An 18462-nucleotide genomic window follows, 5' to 3' on the forward strand; every position below is an offset into this window, starting at 1 on the left:
AATATTATGTTTTAAAATGGCAGTGGAGAAAATCTCATAGATTTTCTCCACTGCCATTTTATGCAAAACCTTTTTAAATCAACTAACACGACAACAACCTATGCCTAAAAAGATCTCAGGGAAAGGAAAAACAGCAAAAAAAGAAGCAACGCTGAATAAACGTTTAATTGTTACCAGCGCATTGCCCTATGCAAATGGACCGCTGCATCTTGGGCACATGGTTGAATATATACAAACTGATATTTTTGTTAGATTTCAACGCTTAATAGGAAGGGATGTTGTCTACTGCTGTGCAGATGACACTCATGGAACGCCTATTGAGGTCAATGCTCGAAAACAGGGAATTACCCCAGAGCAATTAATTGCAAAATATTTTAAACTGCATCAAAAAGATTTTAATGATTTTCATATCAGTTTTGACAGTTATTATTCAACCAATACTGAAGAAAATAAATATTTTAGCGAGCTTATCTTCAAGCGATTACAAGAAAAAGGCTTGATCTATAAAAAGAACATCAACCAGCTTTACTGCGACCATTGCCAGCGTTTTTTGCCAGATCGTTTTGTTAAAGGCCATTGTCCAAAATGCAAAGCTGAAGATCAATATGGCGATGTTTGTGAGAAATGCGGCAGCACCTATAATCCCGTTGATCTTATAAACCCATTTTGTATTCTTTGCAATAATAAGCCAATGCTCAAAGAAACAGAACATTATTTCTTTAAGCTCAGTTTATTGAAAAATGATTTTATCTTGTATTTTAAGCAGCAAAAATTTCAAAAAGAAATAATTAATTTTCTTGACCAATGGTTGCAAAAACTAGAGGATTGGTGCATATCCCGCGATGGCCCTTATTTTGGATTTAAAATACCAGGAGAAGAAGCCAAATATTTCTATGTCTGGCTTGATGCGCCTATCGGATATATTTCAAGCTATGCTAATTATGCCCATAAAGATGTAAGGAGAGCTGAACAAGATTGGAATAATGCTGAAATTGTTCATGTTATTGGCAAAGATATAACTTATTTTCATTTTTTATTCTGGCCGGCAATGTTGGCATCAGCAGAGTTAAAAAAGCCAGATTACATTCATGTCCATGGATTTTTAACCGTTAACAAAGAAAAAATGTCTAAAAGCAGAGGCACCTTTATTACCGCCAGGGATTATTTAAATAATCTCGGGCCAGAATATTTACGTTATTATTTTGCAAGCCATTTAGGAAGCTCTATTAGTGATATTAATTTAGATCTCCATGATTTTAAAGAGAAAATTAATAATGAGTTAGTGGCAAATATTGCCAATCTTGCTTATCGCGCATTATCTTTTGTTAATAAAAATTTTAATTCTGAAATCAGTAACATTGGTGATCATTTTACTGAAAACGAGATCTCGGCAGAAATCTTAAAAGCTGTAGATCGCATTAAAGAACATTATAACAAATTTGAATTTAAAGAAGCTGTCAAGGAGATATTATATATCTCCTCTCTGGGCAATAAATATTTTCAAGATGCTAAACCATGGGAATTAGTGAATAGTGACCAGAAGAAAGCACAGGAAGTTTTGACGTTTACCCTTAACCTTGTACGAAATCTATCAATTCTTATAAAACCAATATTGCCGGAATTTAGTACCTCGCTTGAAAAACAGCTTGCTTTAGATGGCTTAGTCTGGAGCGATATTGGGTTTAATTTTGAAAATAAAAAAATGGGAAAAGCAACTATTGTGCTTAAAAAAGTTGAGGATGAACTCAATGATCTTCTTGTCGTTGAAGAAGAAGATTTTCCATTATTGATTAAAGTTGGTGAAATTATTAAAGCAGAACCGCATCCTAATGCGGATAAATTGTATGTGTTGCAGGTTAATGTTGGGGACAAACAATTACCGTTAGTAGCTGGAATTAAATCACGATATCAGTTGAAAGAATTACCTGGTAAAAAAGTAGCAGTTCTGTGCAATTTACAGCCAAGCACCTTGCGAGGTGTTGAAAGTAAAGGCATGGTGTTAGTTGTTGAAAAGGAAGAAGATGATTATGTTTTAATTGAGCTTAAAAAATCGAAGATTGGCGAGGTTATTTATCCCAGCAAAAAAATGCTTGAAGTAAAAGAAATTGATTACAAACAATTCAGTAAAGTTATGATAGTCTGCGAGAATAAAAAATTATTATTCCAAGGCAAAGCATTGAAAACTGATGTTGAAGAAATAGTTGTTGACATGCCCGATGGTAGTAAAGTGCAGTAAAATTGTACGGAATAAGTCTTTTTTAGGTTTTAGCGCCGGTTCAGCTTCGAATACAATTTAACATTGGATTTTTCTCTCTATAAATATAATCCCGACTCCCTCAATAATATAAATCAAGGATTCATAATTTGGCTTGCGTCTGGGATTATAAGACTTGCCTATCGGCAAGGAACCCCGAAAAATCCCCAATAAAGATATCGAGGAGCTTCACAAAAGTAGGCGCTAAAACTACAGACTTATTACGTACGTAAAATCTTAATTTTTATAATCCTGATACCCAAAATATTGAATATATTAAACATATGCTTCAAGAAGACTTTGAATTGAGTGATTATGCAAAACGTACTTTAAAAGAAGCTAGGGAAACTCCAGAAGCTGAATATGTTGACTTAAAATAATTCAAACAATCATTTTCCATTATTATTAACTATCTCTTCAATTTCTTTAAGTATCATTTCAAAGTCATCAAGATGTTGCAAATGATCATACATCTTCCTATCATCTATGTTTCCATAGATATGAACTAAAATATTGCGCAACCCTTTCATTTCCTGTATTAGTTTTATGTTTTTTTTTGAGATAATTTTTCTGTTTTCAAGTGTTAACAGAATTTCTTCGATAGAACCAGGAACGCCTAAATGTTTTGCAATATAAAACATAGAAAAAATATCTATAAGATTTTGTATGCAAAATTCAAGTCGTTTATAAATGCCATCTTTTATTAGTCCTATACCTTGAAATTCCTTAAATGAATCAGGCATATTTTCTTGTATGACTAAGATGTTTGTTTTAATCTCACTTATCTTTTGTTGAATCTTTGTATTACTCATATCTTCCCCTCTTTTTTAGTACTCATTCCAATACTCCTCAAATAAATTGGCCTAAAATCTTCGTATTCTTGGATGGTTTTTAACGCAACATCTAATAACATCTTTTTACTTTTAAGATACAATATTTTTCCCTTTAAAACCTCTACTTGAATATACAACGGCAAATCCTGAAATATCTGCGCATCAACATAATCAGGAAGATTTCCACAAGCTTTAATTCTAAAATCAAATCGCTGGTTGCTTGTTCCTTCATAATAAACAGCAATATCTATGTCTGATAAGGGATTGTTTTTTCTTGAAGCAACACTACCAAAAAGTACTATGAATTTGATCCTTCTTTTGGTGTCAAGTTCAAGGAGTTTCTTTTTGATTTGTTCTGGTTCTATCTTATTTTTTATTATTTCGCCAATTTTAATCATATTGTTGAAGTTGTTTATCTCCTATTTAATTATTTCTATCTCTCTAAACATGTTATTATTAGCTTAGTTAGTTAGATTGTTAAAATAATTTAACATGTGTTAATTTAAATTAACACTTATCATGTCTATTATTATATATTAAAACCAATACATTTATAAAGAATGTTAACAATAATTAACATATGTTAGAAATATTTAACATGTTGGAACCTTTTTTCCAGGATAATTATAGGCGCATTAATGTACGTGAATATGCGCGTTTAACCGGCATCAGCGCTCCTACTGCTTCTAAAGTATTAAAATCGCTCCATGAGGAAGGTTTATTGCATGAAGAAGCAGACCGAAATTATTTGTTCTATTTTACTAACAGGGATAATCCTCAATTTTTAGGGTTATTGCATCTTTATTGGCGTTTGCAGCTCCAGAAATCAGGATTATTATCTTTTCTTAATCAAGAGTTTATCCATCCTGTTATTATTTTGTCTGGATCACTCTCGCAAGCCCAAGCAACTGCTTTATCCTCCCTCGAGATTATTTTACTTAATTCTTCTGATAAAAAACTTGATCTAACACTTTATGAGGAAAAACTTAGAAGAAAAATTCAGGTAATTGTTTTAAAAAAACAGAATTTTACTAAGAGCAAGGATTTGCTGCAAAAAGTATTAAGCGGATTTAAACTCGTTGGTGATTGGCAGTGATTTCAAAGAGCTTTGTTACTAACATCTCCAGAGAACTTTGCAAAGTTCTCTCCAGTAAATCCATTGTTTTCTTGCTTATTTTTTTAACCGTAATGCTCCCTTTGGCAACAGCATTATCCATCTCTGATGTCAGTATACAAGGCCAGCATCAAGTAAATGGTTTATTGGAAGATAGTGATTTTGCTTTGTTTAGTGTTGAAGTTTCTGATCCCATCGAAGCGCCCTCTTTAACCGTTGATGTTTTTGATAAACAGTATTTCTTTGAAGTATCTGAAACAGATTTAATCAAGGGAAAGAAAATAACCTTTTATACCATTGAATTTCCTAAACCATCGTCAACAAAAGATCTCATGGAGATTAACAATTTGAATGTATATTCTCAAAAATATCATAATGCATTGGTGCCTGAGATAGAATAGTTATAAATATAAGTATATCTTAGTTATCTTATGCAAAGAAAAAAAGAAGTGCATGATATTATTAAGTTCGTTGAAAAAGCTGGCAAACTTGAAACTACGTGGAGATTTAGTGAAACCTTCAAAGATCTTAGAGAGTCAGTTGCTGATCACTCCTGGCGATTATCATTAATGACGTTTCTTGTTGAGGAGGAATTTGGTTTAAAACTTGATGTTAAACATGCGATGAAAATAGCTATTGTGCATGATCTTGCAGAAGCTATTACTGGTGATATTGATGCATTCCATGTTATTACCGGCAAAATCAGCAACAAACAGAAAATAGCCAATGAAAAGAAAGCGATCAACATAATCACTCGAGGTTTTCCTTTTGGCAATAAGATCAAAAAATTATGGCAGGAATATCTTGATCAGAAAACAAAAGAAGCAAAGTTTGTCAAAGCCCTTGATAAAATTGAAGCATTTCTCTCCATATTGGAAGCAGGATACAAAGAATACAATCGTGATGTATTTTATGCTAATTACGCAGACGATGCAGTGAAACAGTTTCCACCATTGAAATCTCTTTTAGCTGGTATTAAAACAAGGTTGAAGAGAGAGTTATCCAAAGGAAAGATTAAGTGGGTTGAATGAGTAGTTATTTTCATTTTATTTGATTTCTCAAATTGATTTGAGATACTAATTTATTAATAAAAATATTTTCCTGTTTTTTAGGTGATTTACATGGCAAATGTTTTGGAACTTGACGATGTTGTTATAGGCGAATGTGAAGCTACAGTTTTAGTTTTACCAAAAGACTTTTTTGGAAATACTTATTTTGAACAGGGAGATTGGAGCCAAACAAAAGATCGTCCAAGCCATATTGGAGGAACAGCTGATTGGGCAGTTTATCCTACACGCCATTTTATTCCAAGTCAGGATAATCTACGTGTTTTATTGGAGATTGCAAAAAAACATGGTGTAACATTAGGAAGAAACGCTGAACAAATTGCTTCTCTCGACAGGTTTTTAGACGGATCATTGGCTATTGCAGATATTGGTGATTTTGATGCTTCAACCAAACCAGTCCCAATTTCGGCATTGCCTTATTGGTTGTTTGTACGATCAGAAAAAGATGATCTTGGAAAAAATATTACGGTTAAAACACCTCGTCTGCAAGATTATCGCGATGTTGCTAAATTAAAACTTGTTTCAGGAGCATTTATGGAACAAATGCTTAAGCAAGATAATGGTATCGTAGGTGTACTTGATAGGATTATTATAAAATATCAACTAAATATTGGCCAAGGTCTTTTAGGAGATATTTATGTTCCTGCAGATTTTCGTGTGGATAGAATATATCAAATGAGCCATACGGGGAAAGGTGTGCACTTTTCAGAACCTGCTTATATTACTTCAGTTGAATGTGAAGTAAATCCAGATGGTGTATCACCAGACTTATTGCGATCTGCAATGCTGCAAATTTATAATACCTTATATCGTCAAGGTGGAGCAAAAACAAATATACGATTTGGCAGATCTTCTTTGGCTGAAGATCCTCTAGTATATGTACGCTCAGTCACTCCAACCCTTTCAGATGCTGAATTTGGAAATCTCTACGACCAAATGCAAGTTGTTGGTAAACAAGCATGGGAAGTATATGAACGTAATCCCGATTCCATTAACCGTGCTGTACAGCCTGCAAATAAAGAGCTCATGGCGCAATTACAGCGTGTAAGTGGTCGTTTTTAAGAAAACATTAAAAACTCAACTATATACTTTAGAAAAATGAAACTTAAACAAGCACCATCATCAGCTTTATCTCCTGATCTTAAAGAGATCTCTATTCAAGATGTCCAGAAAAGAATCCTTTCTGAATTAATGTATCATTCAGTTATGACTTTTAATCAATTATGGCATAAACAAGGAGAAAGCAATAAGTTTGCTTATCATTTAAAACAATTAGAGCAGAAAGGATTGGTTGAGAAAACAGAAAAAGGTTATCAATTAACTCAAAAAGGAAAGCAGTATGTTCCTTATTTAAAATCACAAACAGGAAAGGAGTGGAAAGGTCCTCTTATCTGCATTGCATTGGTTGTTATTGACGAAAAAAGAAATCAAGTGTTAATGTTTCAGAGAGGAAAACAACCTTGGCTAGGGTATTGCGGTTTTCATGGCGGCAAAATTGATTCTTCAGAATATATTCTCGAGTCAGCAGAACGATGTCTTAAAGAAGAAACGGGTTTATCTGCTGGCACTTTTTCATTGAAAGGTATTTTCTCTTCTAAAACCTATGAACAAAAAAAGTTATCTTACAATCATCAGCTTTTTGTCATAAAAGCAACCCATTTCAAAGGAAAGCTGCTTAAAAAAACAAGAAAAGGAACAAATGTATGGGTTTCTATTGACAATATCGCACAGCAAAATATCTTTCCTAATTCTCCGTTGCTTCTTAAGATTGCCTTAAGCAAACGGTTTAAGTGGATTGAAGCAGACCGGTTTCAGGAAAATGATATTTTTACTGGTATATATATTAAAAAGGAATTATCTTTTTAATTAGAACAGCAAACAAAACTATAATAATCGCTTTCTTTAACCTTGTTATTCATTACACTTCTTACTTTGAAAATATACTGGGTGTTCTCATCAAGATTTGAAAGTACAACTGAATGCTCAGTAGTAACTGTGCCATCAAATGCATTAATTAATTTTGTTTCATCAATGCCATAGTAAACAATGCTGTCTCCTGGAAGATTTGTCGTCCATGTTATATTTGCTGCTTTTTCATAAGGATGATTAAAACCTATTGCAGTAATCTCAGGAATTATTTCGACAGGTTGTGCTGGTTGTTCAATAATCGTTACATTCAATGCTTTTAATAGTTCTTCTCCTTTTTGCTTGTCAGTTTTGTTTTCTTGCTGCTGCACTTTTTTAATTTTATCTAAATCTTCTAAACCTTTGCACATTGCTTTAAATTGATCATCATGCAAGCCTTGACATACATCAAATTCGTGAAAATTAGTTACAAAGTACATTAAACAGCTGTCTTTATTTTGCGTATTTACAATGCCATTGCAGTAAACACTATTATTTCCTATTTTTGCTATTTCTAAAAAACAATCATTTCTCAATTCTTCATCAACAACTGTTTTGCAAACTTCAAATGACTGATTAGGATTATTGCTTGCTAATGCTTTAGCATTGTCAGATGCTTGGTAATCATCCTCCCCTTTGATTCCTAAAGTATCTGAAGTTTGAGCAGGTTCCTCGCTTGTTAGACAAGGGATTTCACAAATTCCTCCGCAATCGATACCATCTTCGTTTTGGTTTTTAATATTATCAAAACAGTTTTCACATACTTTGCATGGTCCGCCGCAGTCTATTCCTTGTTCAGCTTGGTTTTGTATGCCATCAGAACAACTTGCTCCAAGTGCTTGCTGTTTATTTCCAAATATATCTTTTTCAGATTGTTTTTGTGTGCCGCCTATTTCTTCTTTTTGCTCAGTTATTTTAAAACTCTTAAAATATTGTTTTTTTGTATCGCCGTAATTTATATCAACTACTAGTTTGTAATCTCCAACAATCAGCTTTTTTGCATCATAGGTCTTTTGCAATGATATTTCCTCGCTTTTTTTTATTGTTTCTTTCCACACATCAAGTTCCTTGTTTGTTTTTTTATTAATGATACTATACTTGAGGTTGATATCGTATTTCTGCTTATTTTCAAAGTCAAAACCATTAGTAAAACTCAAAGTTTCTCCGCTGATCATTTTTGGATTGTTGATAGTCAAAGTATAGGCAAAGATATCTTGTTCTGGTTCTGTTGTTGTTTGAAAATAGAAAAATATTCCTGATACAATAATTGCAATCATTACACCTACAAATATAATGAATCTTCCGTGCGGGGTGTGATGATTATATACATAACTAATCCCTTCATCTACTGCTTCAGGCGTATAACCATAATTAATAAGGAAATTTCTAATTCCTTCAGGTGAATAACCTTTTCTTAGTTGTATTTCAATATATTTAGCGAGTTGCTGGTCTGCCATGCCATCATCTGTTATTAGATATATTTACTTAAACGCATCTAGAGCTTAAGCTATCTATTGAGTTTCTTTGGAAGAAGGTATATAATCATTTGTTACTCTCTTTGAAGGGTAACGAAATTAAATTTTACCTTTTAAGATTATCAAATCTTTTATTTACAGCATTCCAATTCAAATTTTCCATAAATGCTTTGAGATAATCTGCTTTATTTGTCCCATAATCAATCATGAAAGCATGTTCCCAACAATCTAATGCGCAAATCACTTGAGCATCTGCACTTAGTCCAAGATGATGTTCATAAACAACATCCATGCTTAGTCTCTGCTGATGAGAGTTCCAGACTAACAATACCCATCCTGGTGTTGAAGATGCACAACCTTTTAATAATGCGAGAAAACGATCATAACTTCCAAATGATTTTTCGAGTTCTTTTTTTAATGCTGATGAAACAGTTGAAGGTGTTCCAGAAAGGTTTTCAAAATATAATTCATGCAAAAATGTGCCGTTAAAAGGAACTACTCTTCTTCTTGCTAATTCTGAAAATTCATTGAAAGAATAATTTGCTGCAGAAGGATCTGCCTTTTCCAGTTTTTCATCAATTTCATTCAACTTTTTAACGTAACCATTGTACAAGCCAAAATGAGCTTGTAGTTGTTTGTCAGAAATGCCTTTTAATGTACCCAATAAATGATCAAAATTCTTTGGTTGATGCGCCATATTCTTAACCTCCAATAAACCTTAAATTTAAACAACTATCTTAACAATTGTGAATATGAATAGATAATATATAAAGGTTTTTAAAAACTTTTATAAAGAACTTCAGCTTACTAATAACTATGGAAGAGACTAAATTTTGGAAGATTATTGGAAACTTATTTAATAAAGAAGATTTATTTAGAGGAGATATTAAAAAATGCCAGAAAACCCAAGCAAAAGGGATGATAAAGAGCGTGTTGTAAAATTCGCTTTATTGATTCAACAGACTTTTGGTGCAGATAAAGGCATTCAATACTATATCGAATCTCAAAATCAAGGCATTGCAGATGCTGAAATAATTCTAATTGTGGAAGCATGGCTAGAAAAAGTTAAGAAGAAATATAAAGACAATATGATGGGTGGATTTAGTACTGGAAATACCCCTCCTTAAGGATCAGAATAAAGAAGTGCTATATTATGAAAACATTATTGATCGGAGAAATACACACTGATGCAGAACAAGTGTTGCAGAAAAAAACAACCTTGCAAAAAGTAAGCCAAGTGCACTTTGAAAAAACAGCAGCATTTCCTGATATTGAAGCTGTTGTATTAAGAACATTTACCTTGTTTAAAACAGCTCAACTTAAGAAATTCCCAAAACTCAAATATGTCATAAGCTGCAGTGTTGGCTTAGATAATCTTGATCTTGAAGCATTAAAAGCAAAAAATATCCAGCTTATTCATTGCCCTGGAAGCAATGCCAACAGCGTTGCTGAACATACGATTTATCTTTTGTGGAGTTTATTAAGAAAATCCAAGCCGCCATTTTTTGAATTAAAAGGAAAAACAATTGGCATTATTGGTTTAGGTTATATTGGAAAACTTGTTGCAAGAAAACTACTTGGTTGTGAAGCAAAGGTTATTGCTTTTGATGTAATTCCTCAAGACCAAAAAGTGCTTGATGAATTGCAGGTAACGATGAAAGATATGAACACTGTTGTTAAAGAAGCAGATATTATTACTGTTCATGTTCCTTTGAATAAACATACTCAAGGATTAATTACTGAACAATTGTTTAAACAGATGAAAAAAAACAGTTTTTTTATCAACACTTCACGACAAGAACTTATTGATGAACATGGTTTATTATTGCATCATGCTAAATTCAGAGGCATTGGATTGGATGTATACAGTGATCGATTAAAACAGCAATTAGGAAACGATCATCGTGTTATTTTTACTGATCATGTTGCAGCTCAAGGCGAAGATTCTTTCAGAAACATGTGTTTGGAGCCGGTTAAGATGTTTGTTGAGAAAATAAGCGGATTGATAAATGAATGATAGAAAAGCTTTGCTAAAAGCAGAAGATGATTTTAAAGAAGGTAAAGCTAAAAGATTAAATTAATCCTCATCAGCAAATTATGTAAGACCTAGATTCCAAAACAAATGTTTATTCTTAATTCTTTCATCGACTTTAGAGGGATAATAAATCCAACCTATTTTACCTTCATTATCAATAGAAATTTTTCTAGAATATAATAAATAATCTATAATTACACAAAATGTTTGATACATCATTTTTTTAGGTAAATGTTCCCATAACTCCTTCTTTTTGAATTCCCCATCATATTGTTGTATTGTTTTCTCTACTGTCAACACAGTATCTAATCGAGGAAATCTTAAGATCTTGTTCAAATTTTGTTCTTCTGGTTCAATGAGATTCATTATATTAACTGATATAACTACCTACTATTTAAATTTTACTACATGCAAGTGATAATTGAAGTATTTACTCATTAAATTGAAATGATGTAAGTAGTTTTATTGAATAGAAATATTTATATATTAATTCATTTTTCTAATACTTATGGAGTTAGAAAATCTTAAAAAAAAATTTATTATTGATAAATCTAAATACGAGGAAGAGAGATTGCCATTACTAATTCAGAAAGCGTTAACTTATTGCAAAGTTGATTCTGATGGAAATGTCTATTTGGAGAAGCAAAATATACCACTACGTGATAAGATCATACTTTCCTTGATAGGAAGATTTTTAGCGAGCAAATTAGATCCAACAATTAAGCCAGAGCTAACGGGAGATGAAATAGCTACAATGTTATGTGAAGATAAGCCTGTAGTTTTTGCTAGATTAAAAGATATTTTAGATCTAAAGATCATATCACGCTTAGAAAAAGGAACTTATCTAGTAATGCCATTACATATTGAAAAAATATTGAGTGAGTTGGATTCAAAATATAATTCAGATTTAGGATATTTAAATCAACACAAAAAGATGGAGGGAGTAAAAGAGCCAATAACCTCTGAAATTAAAAAAACTATGACTAGTGTTCCTAAAATAGACAATAATGACTTATTCGTGAAACAACTTTTAACAGTAGATAAATCTAATTATACTCATATCTATGAACTACCAACTATTACATTAAAAACATTGGGTATATTAGATTTATTTAGCAAAGAATTAAAATTAGAATGGGTTTCTTCGCCCCATATCATAAACGCATTAAATGAGATATTCCGTATTAAGATTTCCTGGCCGAATGTTTCTATGTCATTAAGGCAACTTGATGAAAAAGCATTAGTTCAGTCACATCGAAAAGAAGGACATGGTACAGCTAGAGAATATAGAATAATGAAAAAAGGAGAAGATGAATTGAAAATTGCAATTCAAAGAATACAGGAGAAAAAAATATGAAGCTTCCATCTAAAGTCCAATTTGCTGATGATAAGATTAAGAAAGCATTTGATGATCTTGAAAAATCTGATAATTATGATATTGAATTACGTAAATATTTAGAACGAGCATTTAATGATATAACTACAAATGCTTTTTGTGGAATACAAATTCCTAAAAAATTAATCCCAAAAGAATATATTCAAAAATATAACGTTACTAACGCATGGAAATATAATCTTCCTGGTGCTTGGCGATTAATTTATTCTATAGAGTCAAAAGAAGTGATCGTATTAAGCATTATTCTTGAATGGATGGATCATAAAAATTATGAAAGAAGATTTAATTATTAATCCTTCAGTTACTTAGACAAGGGGATTTTCAGAAACTGTTATTTATTTCTCTTTGCACTTCGCGCAAACACCATTAATATTAATCTCAAAATGACAAATATCTTCTTGAGTAAGATTTTTTAAAAAGTCAACATTGGCTTGATCAATATGCTTGAATGTTTTGCACACTTCACATTGAAAATGAATATGGCTTTTAGCGCCGGTTGAATACATTCGTTTGTTATCACAGAGATAGGCATGAATTTCTCCTTTTTTTTCAAGATCATTGAGAAAACGATAGACTGTTGCTATCCCCATACCTTTATCTTTTTGCAAAATCTTTTCATGGAGCATGTAAGCATCAAATAATTTGTGAAGTTTATTGGTTTCATCGTACAATAATTTCTTTTGTTTGGTCATTCGTTCCATGCAACGGAGCAGAAGTAATATCACTATTTAAAGGTTGGCTTATTGAGAATGATTCTCAGTAAAATTTATAAATATTCCAAACTATTAATCGAACTATGATGACTATTTGGGCATATACCTTGCTTAGTGTTCTTATAGTAAGCTTACTGTCATTTGTTGGTGCATTAGGATTAACGCTTAATCCCAATATATTAAGAAAAATACTTCTTTATTTTGTCAGTTTTGCTGCAGGCGCTTTATTTGGGGATGCGTTTATCCATTTATTGCCTGAAGTTGTTGAAGAAACAGGTTTTACCATTACCATTTCATTTTCAATATTGTTTGGAATTGTATTCATGTTTATTGTCGAGAAAATGATTCATTGGCATCATTGTCATCATACTGCTAATGCTAAAAAACATCATGATTGCGAGCATGATATCGGAAAACACCATGCTCATCCGTTTGCAGTAATGAATTTGTTGGGAGACGCTATTCATAATTTTATTGATGGTTTAATTATTGGCGCAAGTTATCTGGTAAGTGTTCCTGTTGGTATAGCAACAACGCTTGCAGTAATTCTCCATGAAATTCCTCAGGAAATGGGAGATTTTGGCGTGCTTTTACATGGCGGTTTTACCAGAAAAAAAGCCTTATTGTTTAATTTTATAACAGCGCTTACTGCTGTAGCAGGAGGGATTGTAGCGCTCATCATCCAAAATTATGTTCAGAACCTTACTCAATTTTTAATACCATTTGCTGTTGGAGGATTTGTCTACATTGCAGGTGCAGATTTAATTCCTGAATTGCATAAAGATACTTCAACTAAAAAATCAATATTGCAGGTACTTATGTTTATATTAGGAATAGTTGTGATGATATTGCTGTTAGGATTAGATTAAGCAATAGCATTAAATTTTCTTTAATTTCTTTGACAATTTCCAGAATTCATCAAAATAAGCTTTGAATGAATCTGCTATTTGCTGATCGACTATTTCAATGGCAATTTGTTTTTCCTGCAAGCCAATAACTGCAGTATCTTTATAACCCATAAACCACGCAGGTGTTTTCATCTTTATCGGCATGTAACGGGCATCGCAATGCTTGAATGAATTTCTATTATTCAATATCTTAATGTCAGTTTCTTGATTAAATAACAATTTGCACCCAATGCCAGCTTTAGCTCTACGCATATGATCTTTTTGCCAATACGCATGAAAATAAGATTCTTGTTCGGGAAAAACACCAAGGTAATAATATTCATCGTCTTTCCCAAGCTTATCGTAGGTATGTTCATGAGCTGTTGTTATTCCTTTGAAACCTTTGTAGACGCGCACTTGGTTTGTTTGGCTCTCTTTTGCCATCTTTTGCTTTAATTCTAATTCAGGAAGCAATGCTGCAACCTGGTTTTTATTTTCCTGCAGTTTTTTCTCACGTTCTTCAACATACTGCAATAATTTCTTTGGTTCAGCAGCCTGAAAATACTTTGTTTTTTCGCTGGTAATAAAAGAAACTAATCCTTTTTGCATTAATCGTTCAAGAATCTGATAGACAATTGATTTTGCAATGCCGGATTTTTCAATAATCGGGCCTGTTGTTGAGGATCCTAATCCCAATAATGCGAGATATACTTTGATTTCACCATCTGTTAAACCGGATTCTTTGAGTGGTGTAATGTCCATATTTATTACCTAAGTGCTAAACTAATTTCATTTATGAATTCTGTTGCTCTTTTTAATGAAGTCTCTACTTTTTGTAATTCTGCTTTTTCACCCATGTCATAAGTGTAACGCTTTCGTTTAGTTTGCTCATTGTCTAAATAAGTAACAAGTTCTTTAATTTTATTTTTGCCTAAGTTCAACAGCTCTTCAGCATCTTCAACAGAATCTTTATAATTTTCATGTGTTATTATAGTTCCTTCACTTATTAATTGTTTGATAATCCTTGCGCTTTCTTCGATCTGTTTCTTATCCAACATAGTGTTTCCTCAATAAAGTAAGATAATGTTCTGTTCCATATAAAATGATATGTTTCTTAAGAATTTCATTACCTACATTTAATTTATTAGGATACTGCCACATTTCGAATAAACTTTGTTCAGTGCCAATATTGATATCGGGATTGTAAAGTATAATCTTATTTCTTACAATAGTATCAAACTTACCATAATCAAATTCTTCAGGAATAACAAATAACAAATCAACATCTGACTCTTTTTTCTGAGTATTATTAGCATAACTACCAAATAAGATACAAATAACATTTTTTTGAAGTTGAGTAACATCCTCTTTAGTAATTCGAATAACTGAATTTTTACAGGCGTTTTTTGTTCTAGCTACTTCAGCAATAATATATTCAGGATGATCTTTTTCAAAATCTAAGGTGACTACTTTGCTTTTGCCAATAGTTTTTATGTTGAGCAATTGCTTTTTTTCAAGTCCTAATATAATCTTGTATGTTTGAGGATATTTTTGTTTTAAAGCTCTGGCTATATCTGAAAGAGTCATATCCTTAGTTAAATCATCAAATAATACCATTAAGACCTTTAATTCATCTTGTTTTAACATTTTTATTATAATGATATAATAATTTTATTATAAATGTTTCGCTTTTGTTAATGATTAAGAGATAACAGAGAGTATTTTAATCTTTCTATTTACTACACCAGTAGTGGTGAGTTAAATATAATAAATAGACTGCTATTATCAGGACACGTTATATTACTTAATAAGAATTAGAGATTTTCTATGAAATAGTTGGTGATGAACATGAAAGAAATAACAATGTGTCAGCTTAAAGTAGGACAAACTTTGATAACTCAAACACCATTATTCTATCCAAAAGATAGAAAGAGAATAGGATCATTCCAAGTCAATGAAGTAACTCCTGAAAGTATTACACTAGAAAGAATTGTAGAAGATAACTAATATTATTTATTCAGTATGCAATGCCAGCTTCATTTGATTTTTTAAAGAAAGAATATCATAATAAATCTCTTTTTTGCGCAAGTTGCTGTCATCAAGGTGGCTGTACATATTCATCAGCTGATCAATATTATTATGTGCTTCAGCATAGTTCTTATTGTCAATGAGCTTCTGTGTCTTGCCCATAAATGCTTTTATTTCTTCAGCAACATCAACTACTTTCTGCACGACATTTTTATGCTCCTCTTTGATTAGCGGAGACTCAATGCGATTATAGATCCCTCTTGATCTTTTCTGAAGCCGGTCAACAATTCGTTCAAGCTCTTTTTTATGCTCGAGAAGTTTTTTGAAGTCTTTGATTTCTTCAGCTAATGTTTCCAGCTGTTTTTCTTTGTGCTCTAATTTTTTAGCAAGATCATTTAATTCCTTGCTCCGTTGGTTATTAAGAGAAATCTTCATATCAGCATCTTGTTCTTTCAAGGTTAAAGCCCTTGCTTTATCTTTGATCTCTTCTTTTAATCGTTCAAACTTCGTAATTTCTTTAACAATGGCATTTTCTTTCTGACTAATAAGCTCTTTATCATCTTCAATCTTTTGCACGGTTCCAGAAATAGCAGCTTCTTGTTTTTCAAGCAGTTTTTGCTGTTCAGTTAACTCCCTTCCACTATCTTGTAATTGTTTTTCTCTGAAATCAAGCTCTCCTTTGAACTGCTGAAGCTTTTTCTCTGTTGGAGCTATAGCTAATTCGCGATCATTAAGCTCATTCTTGATTTTGGTTAATTCTCTTGCAAAAGCGATATTCTCTTCTTTTTCTTTTTCCAGCCTTTTGATGGAATTGATAACTTCTTGCTCCTTTTCATCGAGTTCAGTTTGATCTTTCTCAAGCTTGCTTATTTTTTTAATCAAGCTAAGTTCTTCCCTATCAAGCAATGCCTTATTATCTTTAAGAACCATCTCATTTCTAATGACGCCTTCTTCTCGCATATGTACTTCTATTTCCTTTGCTTCAAACTCTGCGCGAATTTTCTTGAGCCTTTCTTCATGTTTAAGCACATCATCTTCGCGTTTAGATAATGATTTATAATGCTGCAGTAATTGAGCATAAGCGCGCTGTAATTCCTTAACATCATGTTCTAATTGTTTCTCTCTTCTCTTAATATGCTTCTTAGCATCTGCTAAAGTAGTTAATTGGTTAAGATCTATCTCTTTCTTAGTAGTATTTATTTCAAGTAATTGAATATCTTCAAGATCAGCGTGCACTTTTTTTTCGAAATCTTTAATTTCAGGAAGCGTAGATATCGTTACTTTGTCAGGCCTTACTGAAACAAATGGTTTCTTTCCAAGAGCAATCTTTGCCTTTTGAGGAGAAAAAGCGATTTCAGGAGCTTTTGAACTTTCTGTTGCAGGCTTTAACCCCAATAATTTATCAAAAAATCCTGGTTTTTCACTTAAATCTTCAGGTTTTATTTCATGCTCTACAACCGCAGCTGGCTCTTTTGAAGCTTTTTTTACTGCAACATCTAATCCCTGAGCTTTGCTCTGTTGCAGTGCTTTCTGCTCTAATTCATGCTTTTTCTTAGCAAATAATTTTTCAAGAAAACCTTCTTTAGGTTCTGCAACTATTTCAGTTTCAGCAAAACCTTCTGGTGGCTCAGGAGGTTCTGGCATTGTTTCAATACTTTTCGACCCCATACGCATATCCCTTAGTTATCATTATTATTAATTATTTTCAATAATTAATATATAGACTATATATAACTTTGTTGTACCTAATTGATAGTATCAGTACAGGGGGTATGTAATAAGTCTTCTTTGGTTTTATTAAAAATCACTATTTTTAATCCCTGAGATCCTTCGGATTCAGGTAGCGCCGGTTCAGCTTTTGAAGTGTAGTTTGATTGGATTTTTCTCTCTATAAATATAATCCCGACTCCCTCAATAATATAAATCAAGGATTCATAAGTTGGCTTGCGTCTGGGATTATAAGACTTGCCTATCGGCAAGGAACCCCGAAAAATCTCCAATAAAGATATCGAGGAGCTTCACAAAAGTAGGCGCTAAAACCCCAGACTTATTACGTACTGCAGGGGGAAAATTATATAAATAACCCGCTGCTTTTTTAGATTTAATAATAATAATATGATATATGGGGTGCTTTTATGAAAGCAGATATAAAATGTGTTTCCACTGGTCAAAAAATAGCTAATGATATTGGCTCAGTTACTTTTAAATGTCCTCAATGTGGAGACTATGAAATAGTGCGTTCTGAATATGCTCGTGTTATAGCAGCTCCTTACAAATGCCCAAAATGCAGCTTTGAAGGCCCAAATTAGGTGATTATTATAGTAAGTGTTGTAGCAACTATTAAAGTGATGCCTGAATCACCAGATACCGATCTAAAAGCAATAGAAGTAAAAGCTGAAAAATGCATTACTTCGTTTGGCGCAGCATTAGGCAAAACTGAGATTCATCCCGTAGCTTTTGGATTAAAAGCATTGCATCTTATCATCATAACTCCTGAAGAAAAAGGTTCTACTGAATCCTTAGAAAATGACATAGCAAAGATTCAAGGAGTAAATTCTGTTGATGTTATTGATGTGAGAAGAGCAATTGGATAAACTTAAGAAAAACATAGACCTTTCTTATTTTCTTCTTTTGTAGGCTGATCTCTCCGTGGGATTAGTAATCCACTTAGTTCTAATCGCTTAATATACTCTTGAAGGAATTTTCTTTGAGAGTCCTCTTTTTCTTTATTTTTATTAAATTTATTTATCATTCT

At 32.4% G+C, this 18462-nt stretch carries 25 protein-coding genes; 14 read left to right on the forward strand and 11 right to left on the reverse strand.

Annotated elements, in window-relative coordinates; genetic code table 11:
* Positions 1-100 precede the first annotated feature (100 nt).
* Positions 101-2236, forward strand: coding sequence for a methionine--tRNA ligase (metG, locus tag HYY69_04060; protein ID MBI3032624.1), 2136 nt, complete (start codon positions 101-103; stop codon positions 2234-2236).
* A 407-nt stretch (positions 2237-2643) separates the two neighbouring features.
* Here metG and HYY69_04065 read toward each other — a convergent pair whose 3' ends face one another.
* Both HYY69_04065 and HYY69_04070 read right to left on the reverse strand, forming a co-directional pair.
* Positions 2644-3066: a DUF86 domain-containing protein gene (locus tag HYY69_04065; GenBank protein ID MBI3032625.1), complete on the reverse strand. Its 423-nt coding sequence runs from the start codon at positions 3064-3066 to the stop codon at positions 2644-2646.
* Positions 3063-3485 (reverse strand): nucleotidyltransferase domain-containing protein, encoded by a 423-nt coding sequence (locus HYY69_04070; protein ID MBI3032626.1) that lies wholly within the window; start codon positions 3483-3485, stop codon positions 3063-3065. Before HYY69_04070 ends, HYY69_04065 begins: the two co-directional genes overlap by 4 nt.
* Positions 3486-3667: 182 nt before the next feature.
* Here HYY69_04070 and HYY69_04075 point away from each other — a divergent pair, with 182 nt between their 5' ends.
* From HYY69_04075 to HYY69_04095, 5 genes are all read left to right on the forward strand, one after another.
* Positions 3668-4183 (forward strand): hypothetical protein, encoded by a 516-nt coding sequence (locus HYY69_04075; protein ID MBI3032627.1) that lies wholly within the window; start codon positions 3668-3670, stop codon positions 4181-4183.
* Positions 4180-4602, forward strand: coding sequence for a hypothetical protein (locus tag HYY69_04080; GenBank protein ID MBI3032628.1), 423 nt, complete (start codon positions 4180-4182; stop codon positions 4600-4602). Before HYY69_04075 ends, HYY69_04080 begins: the two co-directional genes overlap by 4 nt.
* A gap of 30 nt (positions 4603-4632) precedes the next feature.
* Positions 4633-5232 (forward strand): HD domain-containing protein, encoded by a 600-nt coding sequence (locus HYY69_04085; GenBank protein MBI3032629.1) that lies wholly within the window; start codon positions 4633-4635, stop codon positions 5230-5232.
* A gap of 90 nt (positions 5233-5322) precedes the next feature.
* Positions 5323-6330, forward strand: coding sequence for a hypothetical protein (locus HYY69_04090; GenBank protein MBI3032630.1), 1008 nt, complete (start codon positions 5323-5325; stop codon positions 6328-6330).
* Positions 6331-6366: 36 nt separating this feature from the next.
* A complete protein-coding gene (locus tag HYY69_04095) occupies positions 6367-7134 on the forward strand; it encodes an NUDIX domain-containing protein (protein ID MBI3032631.1) in 768 nt (255 codons plus the stop codon).
* Here HYY69_04095 and HYY69_04100 read toward each other — a convergent pair.
* Both HYY69_04100 and HYY69_04105 read right to left on the reverse strand, forming a co-directional pair.
* The gene (locus HYY69_04100) at positions 7131-8630 is read right to left on the reverse strand and encodes a fibronectin type III domain-containing protein (GenBank protein MBI3032632.1); all 1500 of its coding nucleotides are present in this window, start codon (positions 8628-8630) and stop codon (positions 7131-7133) included. The two genes, HYY69_04095 and HYY69_04100, sit on opposite strands and share 4 nt — an antisense overlap.
* A gap of 124 nt (positions 8631-8754) precedes the next feature.
* The gene (locus tag HYY69_04105) at positions 8755-9345 is read right to left on the reverse strand and encodes a hypothetical protein (GenBank protein MBI3032633.1); all 591 of its coding nucleotides are present in this window, start codon (positions 9343-9345) and stop codon (positions 8755-8757) included.
* A 196-nt stretch (positions 9346-9541) separates the two neighbouring features.
* On the opposite strand from HYY69_04105, the gene HYY69_04110 reads away from it, so the two are divergent.
* The gene (locus HYY69_04110) at positions 9542-9775 is read left to right on the forward strand and encodes a hypothetical protein (protein MBI3032634.1); all 234 of its coding nucleotides are present in this window, start codon (positions 9542-9544) and stop codon (positions 9773-9775) included.
* A gap of 26 nt (positions 9776-9801) precedes the next feature.
* On the forward strand, positions 9802-10665 hold the full coding sequence (locus HYY69_04115; GenBank protein ID MBI3032635.1) for an NAD(P)-binding domain-containing protein: 864 nt from the start codon (positions 9802-9804) through the stop codon (positions 10663-10665).
* A gap of 78 nt (positions 10666-10743) precedes the next feature.
* Here the strand turns inward: HYY69_04115 and HYY69_04120 are convergent, their stop codons facing one another.
* Positions 10744-11049 (reverse strand): hypothetical protein, encoded by a 306-nt coding sequence (locus HYY69_04120; protein MBI3032636.1) that lies wholly within the window; start codon positions 11047-11049, stop codon positions 10744-10746.
* 142 nt (positions 11050-11191) lie between these two features.
* On the opposite strand from HYY69_04120, the gene HYY69_04125 reads away from it, so the two are divergent.
* Both HYY69_04125 and HYY69_04130 read left to right on the forward strand, forming a co-directional pair.
* Entirely contained in the window at positions 11192-12040 is an 849-nt protein-coding gene (locus tag HYY69_04125; protein MBI3032637.1) for a hypothetical protein, read from the forward strand.
* Complete coding sequence (locus tag HYY69_04130) at positions 12037-12372, forward strand: hypothetical protein (protein MBI3032638.1); 336 nt, start codon at positions 12037-12039, stop codon at positions 12370-12372. The genes HYY69_04125 and HYY69_04130 overlap by 4 nt, the downstream gene beginning before the upstream one ends.
* A 42-nt stretch (positions 12373-12414) precedes the next feature.
* On the opposite strand, the gene HYY69_04135 is transcribed toward HYY69_04130, so the two are convergent.
* The gene (locus tag HYY69_04135; GenBank protein ID MBI3032639.1) at positions 12415-12780 is read right to left on the reverse strand and encodes a transcriptional repressor; all 366 of its coding nucleotides are present in this window, start codon (positions 12778-12780) and stop codon (positions 12415-12417) included.
* Between the two features lie 95 nt (positions 12781-12875).
* On the opposite strand from HYY69_04135, the gene HYY69_04140 reads away from it, so the two are divergent.
* The gene (locus HYY69_04140) at positions 12876-13661 is read left to right on the forward strand and encodes a ZIP family metal transporter (GenBank protein MBI3032640.1); all 786 of its coding nucleotides are present in this window, start codon (positions 12876-12878) and stop codon (positions 13659-13661) included.
* A gap of 9 nt (positions 13662-13670) precedes the next feature.
* Here the strand turns inward: HYY69_04140 and HYY69_04145 are convergent, their stop codons facing one another.
* The 3 genes from HYY69_04145 to HYY69_04155 are packed head-to-tail and all read right to left on the reverse strand — an operon-like array spanning position 13671 to position 15326.
* Positions 13671-14441, reverse strand: a complete 771-nt coding sequence (locus tag HYY69_04145) for a hypothetical protein (GenBank protein ID MBI3032641.1) — start codon at positions 14439-14441, stop codon at positions 13671-13673.
* A 5-nt stretch (positions 14442-14446) separates the two neighbouring features.
* Entirely contained in the window at positions 14447-14737 is a 291-nt protein-coding gene (locus HYY69_04150; protein ID MBI3032642.1) for a hypothetical protein, read from the reverse strand.
* Positions 14727-15326: a nucleotidyltransferase domain-containing protein gene (locus HYY69_04155; GenBank protein MBI3032643.1), complete on the reverse strand. Its 600-nt coding sequence runs from the start codon at positions 15324-15326 to the stop codon at positions 14727-14729. Before HYY69_04155 ends, HYY69_04150 begins: the two co-directional genes overlap by 11 nt.
* Positions 15327-15527: 201 nt before the next feature.
* Between HYY69_04155 and HYY69_04160 the strand changes: the two genes are divergently transcribed.
* A complete protein-coding gene (locus tag HYY69_04160; protein MBI3032644.1) occupies positions 15528-15686 on the forward strand; it encodes a hypothetical protein in 159 nt (52 codons plus the stop codon).
* A gap of 6 nt (positions 15687-15692) precedes the next feature.
* On the opposite strand, the gene HYY69_04165 is transcribed toward HYY69_04160, so the two are convergent.
* The gene (locus tag HYY69_04165) at positions 15693-17375 is read right to left on the reverse strand and encodes a hypothetical protein (protein ID MBI3032645.1); all 1683 of its coding nucleotides are present in this window, start codon (positions 17373-17375) and stop codon (positions 15693-15695) included.
* 467 nt (positions 17376-17842) lie between these two features.
* Between HYY69_04165 and HYY69_04170 the strand changes: the two genes are divergently transcribed.
* Both HYY69_04170 and HYY69_04175 read left to right on the forward strand, forming a co-directional pair.
* Positions 17843-18016, forward strand: coding sequence for a DUF1610 domain-containing protein (locus HYY69_04170; protein ID MBI3032646.1), 174 nt, complete (start codon positions 17843-17845; stop codon positions 18014-18016).
* Between the two features lie 9 nt (positions 18017-18025).
* The gene (locus HYY69_04175; protein ID MBI3032647.1) at positions 18026-18301 is read left to right on the forward strand and encodes an elongation factor 1-beta; all 276 of its coding nucleotides are present in this window, start codon (positions 18026-18028) and stop codon (positions 18299-18301) included.
* A gap of 2 nt (positions 18302-18303) precedes the next feature.
* Here HYY69_04175 and HYY69_04180 read toward each other — a convergent pair whose 3' ends face one another.
* Entirely contained in the window at positions 18304-18459 is a 156-nt protein-coding gene (locus tag HYY69_04180; GenBank protein ID MBI3032648.1) for a hypothetical protein, read from the reverse strand.
* Positions 18460-18462 lie beyond the last annotated feature (3 nt).

It is taken from the genome of Candidatus Woesearchaeota archaeon (genome assembly GCA_016192995.1).
Taxonomy (GTDB): domain Archaea; phylum Nanobdellota; class Nanobdellia; order Woesearchaeales; family DSVV01; genus JACPTB01.

What these genes read in the sequence shown, in the direction of transcription:
- metG (MBI3032624.1), top strand. Translation starts at nt 101, where the DNA reads ATGCCTAAAAAGATCTCAGGGAAAGGAAAAACAGCAAAAAAAGAAGCA.
- HYY69_04065 (MBI3032625.1), bottom strand. Translation starts at nt 3,066, where the DNA reads ATGAGTAATACAAAGATTCAACAAAAGATAAGTGAGATTAAAACAAAC.
- HYY69_04070 (MBI3032626.1), bottom strand. Translation starts at nt 3,485, where the DNA reads ATGATTAAAATTGGCGAAATAATAAAAAATAAGATAGAACCAGAACAA.
- HYY69_04075 (MBI3032627.1), top strand. Translation starts at nt 3,668, where the DNA reads ATGTTAGAAATATTTAACATGTTGGAACCTTTTTTCCAGGATAATTAT.
- HYY69_04085 (MBI3032629.1), top strand. Translation starts at nt 4,633, where the DNA reads ATGCAAAGAAAAAAAGAAGTGCATGATATTATTAAGTTCGTTGAAAAA.
- HYY69_04090 (MBI3032630.1), top strand. Translation starts at nt 5,323, where the DNA reads ATGGCAAATGTTTTGGAACTTGACGATGTTGTTATAGGCGAATGTGAA.
- HYY69_04095 (MBI3032631.1), top strand. Translation starts at nt 6,367, where the DNA reads ATGAAACTTAAACAAGCACCATCATCAGCTTTATCTCCTGATCTTAAA.
- HYY69_04100 (MBI3032632.1), bottom strand. Translation starts at nt 8,630, where the DNA reads ATGGCAGACCAGCAACTCGCTAAATATATTGAAATACAACTAAGAAAA.
- HYY69_04105 (MBI3032633.1), bottom strand. Translation starts at nt 9,345, where the DNA reads ATGGCGCATCAACCAAAGAATTTTGATCATTTATTGGGTACATTAAAA.
- HYY69_04110 (MBI3032634.1), top strand. Translation starts at nt 9,542, where the DNA reads ATGCCAGAAAACCCAAGCAAAAGGGATGATAAAGAGCGTGTTGTAAAA.
- HYY69_04115 (MBI3032635.1), top strand. Translation starts at nt 9,802, where the DNA reads ATGAAAACATTATTGATCGGAGAAATACACACTGATGCAGAACAAGTG.
- HYY69_04120 (MBI3032636.1), bottom strand. Translation starts at nt 11,049, where the DNA reads ATGAATCTCATTGAACCAGAAGAACAAAATTTGAACAAGATCTTAAGA.
- HYY69_04125 (MBI3032637.1), top strand. Translation starts at nt 11,192, where the DNA reads ATGGAGTTAGAAAATCTTAAAAAAAAATTTATTATTGATAAATCTAAA.
- HYY69_04130 (MBI3032638.1), top strand. Translation starts at nt 12,037, where the DNA reads ATGAAGCTTCCATCTAAAGTCCAATTTGCTGATGATAAGATTAAGAAA.
- HYY69_04135 (MBI3032639.1), bottom strand. Translation starts at nt 12,780, where the DNA reads ATGGAACGAATGACCAAACAAAAGAAATTATTGTACGATGAAACCAAT.
- HYY69_04140 (MBI3032640.1), top strand. Translation starts at nt 12,876, where the DNA reads ATGATGACTATTTGGGCATATACCTTGCTTAGTGTTCTTATAGTAAGC.
- HYY69_04145 (MBI3032641.1), bottom strand. Translation starts at nt 14,441, where the DNA reads ATGGACATTACACCACTCAAAGAATCCGGTTTAACAGATGGTGAAATC.
- HYY69_04150 (MBI3032642.1), bottom strand. Translation starts at nt 14,737, where the DNA reads ATGTTGGATAAGAAACAGATCGAAGAAAGCGCAAGGATTATCAAACAA.
- HYY69_04155 (MBI3032643.1), bottom strand. Translation starts at nt 15,326, where the DNA reads ATGTTAAAACAAGATGAATTAAAGGTCTTAATGGTATTATTTGATGAT.
- HYY69_04160 (MBI3032644.1), top strand. Translation starts at nt 15,528, where the DNA reads ATGAAAGAAATAACAATGTGTCAGCTTAAAGTAGGACAAACTTTGATA.
- HYY69_04165 (MBI3032645.1), bottom strand. Translation starts at nt 17,375, where the DNA reads ATGGGGTCGAAAAGTATTGAAACAATGCCAGAACCTCCTGAGCCACCA.
- HYY69_04170 (MBI3032646.1), top strand. Translation starts at nt 17,843, where the DNA reads ATGAAAGCAGATATAAAATGTGTTTCCACTGGTCAAAAAATAGCTAAT.
- HYY69_04180 (MBI3032648.1), bottom strand. Translation starts at nt 18,459, where the DNA reads ATGATAAATAAATTTAATAAAAATAAAGAAAAAGAGGACTCTCAAAGA.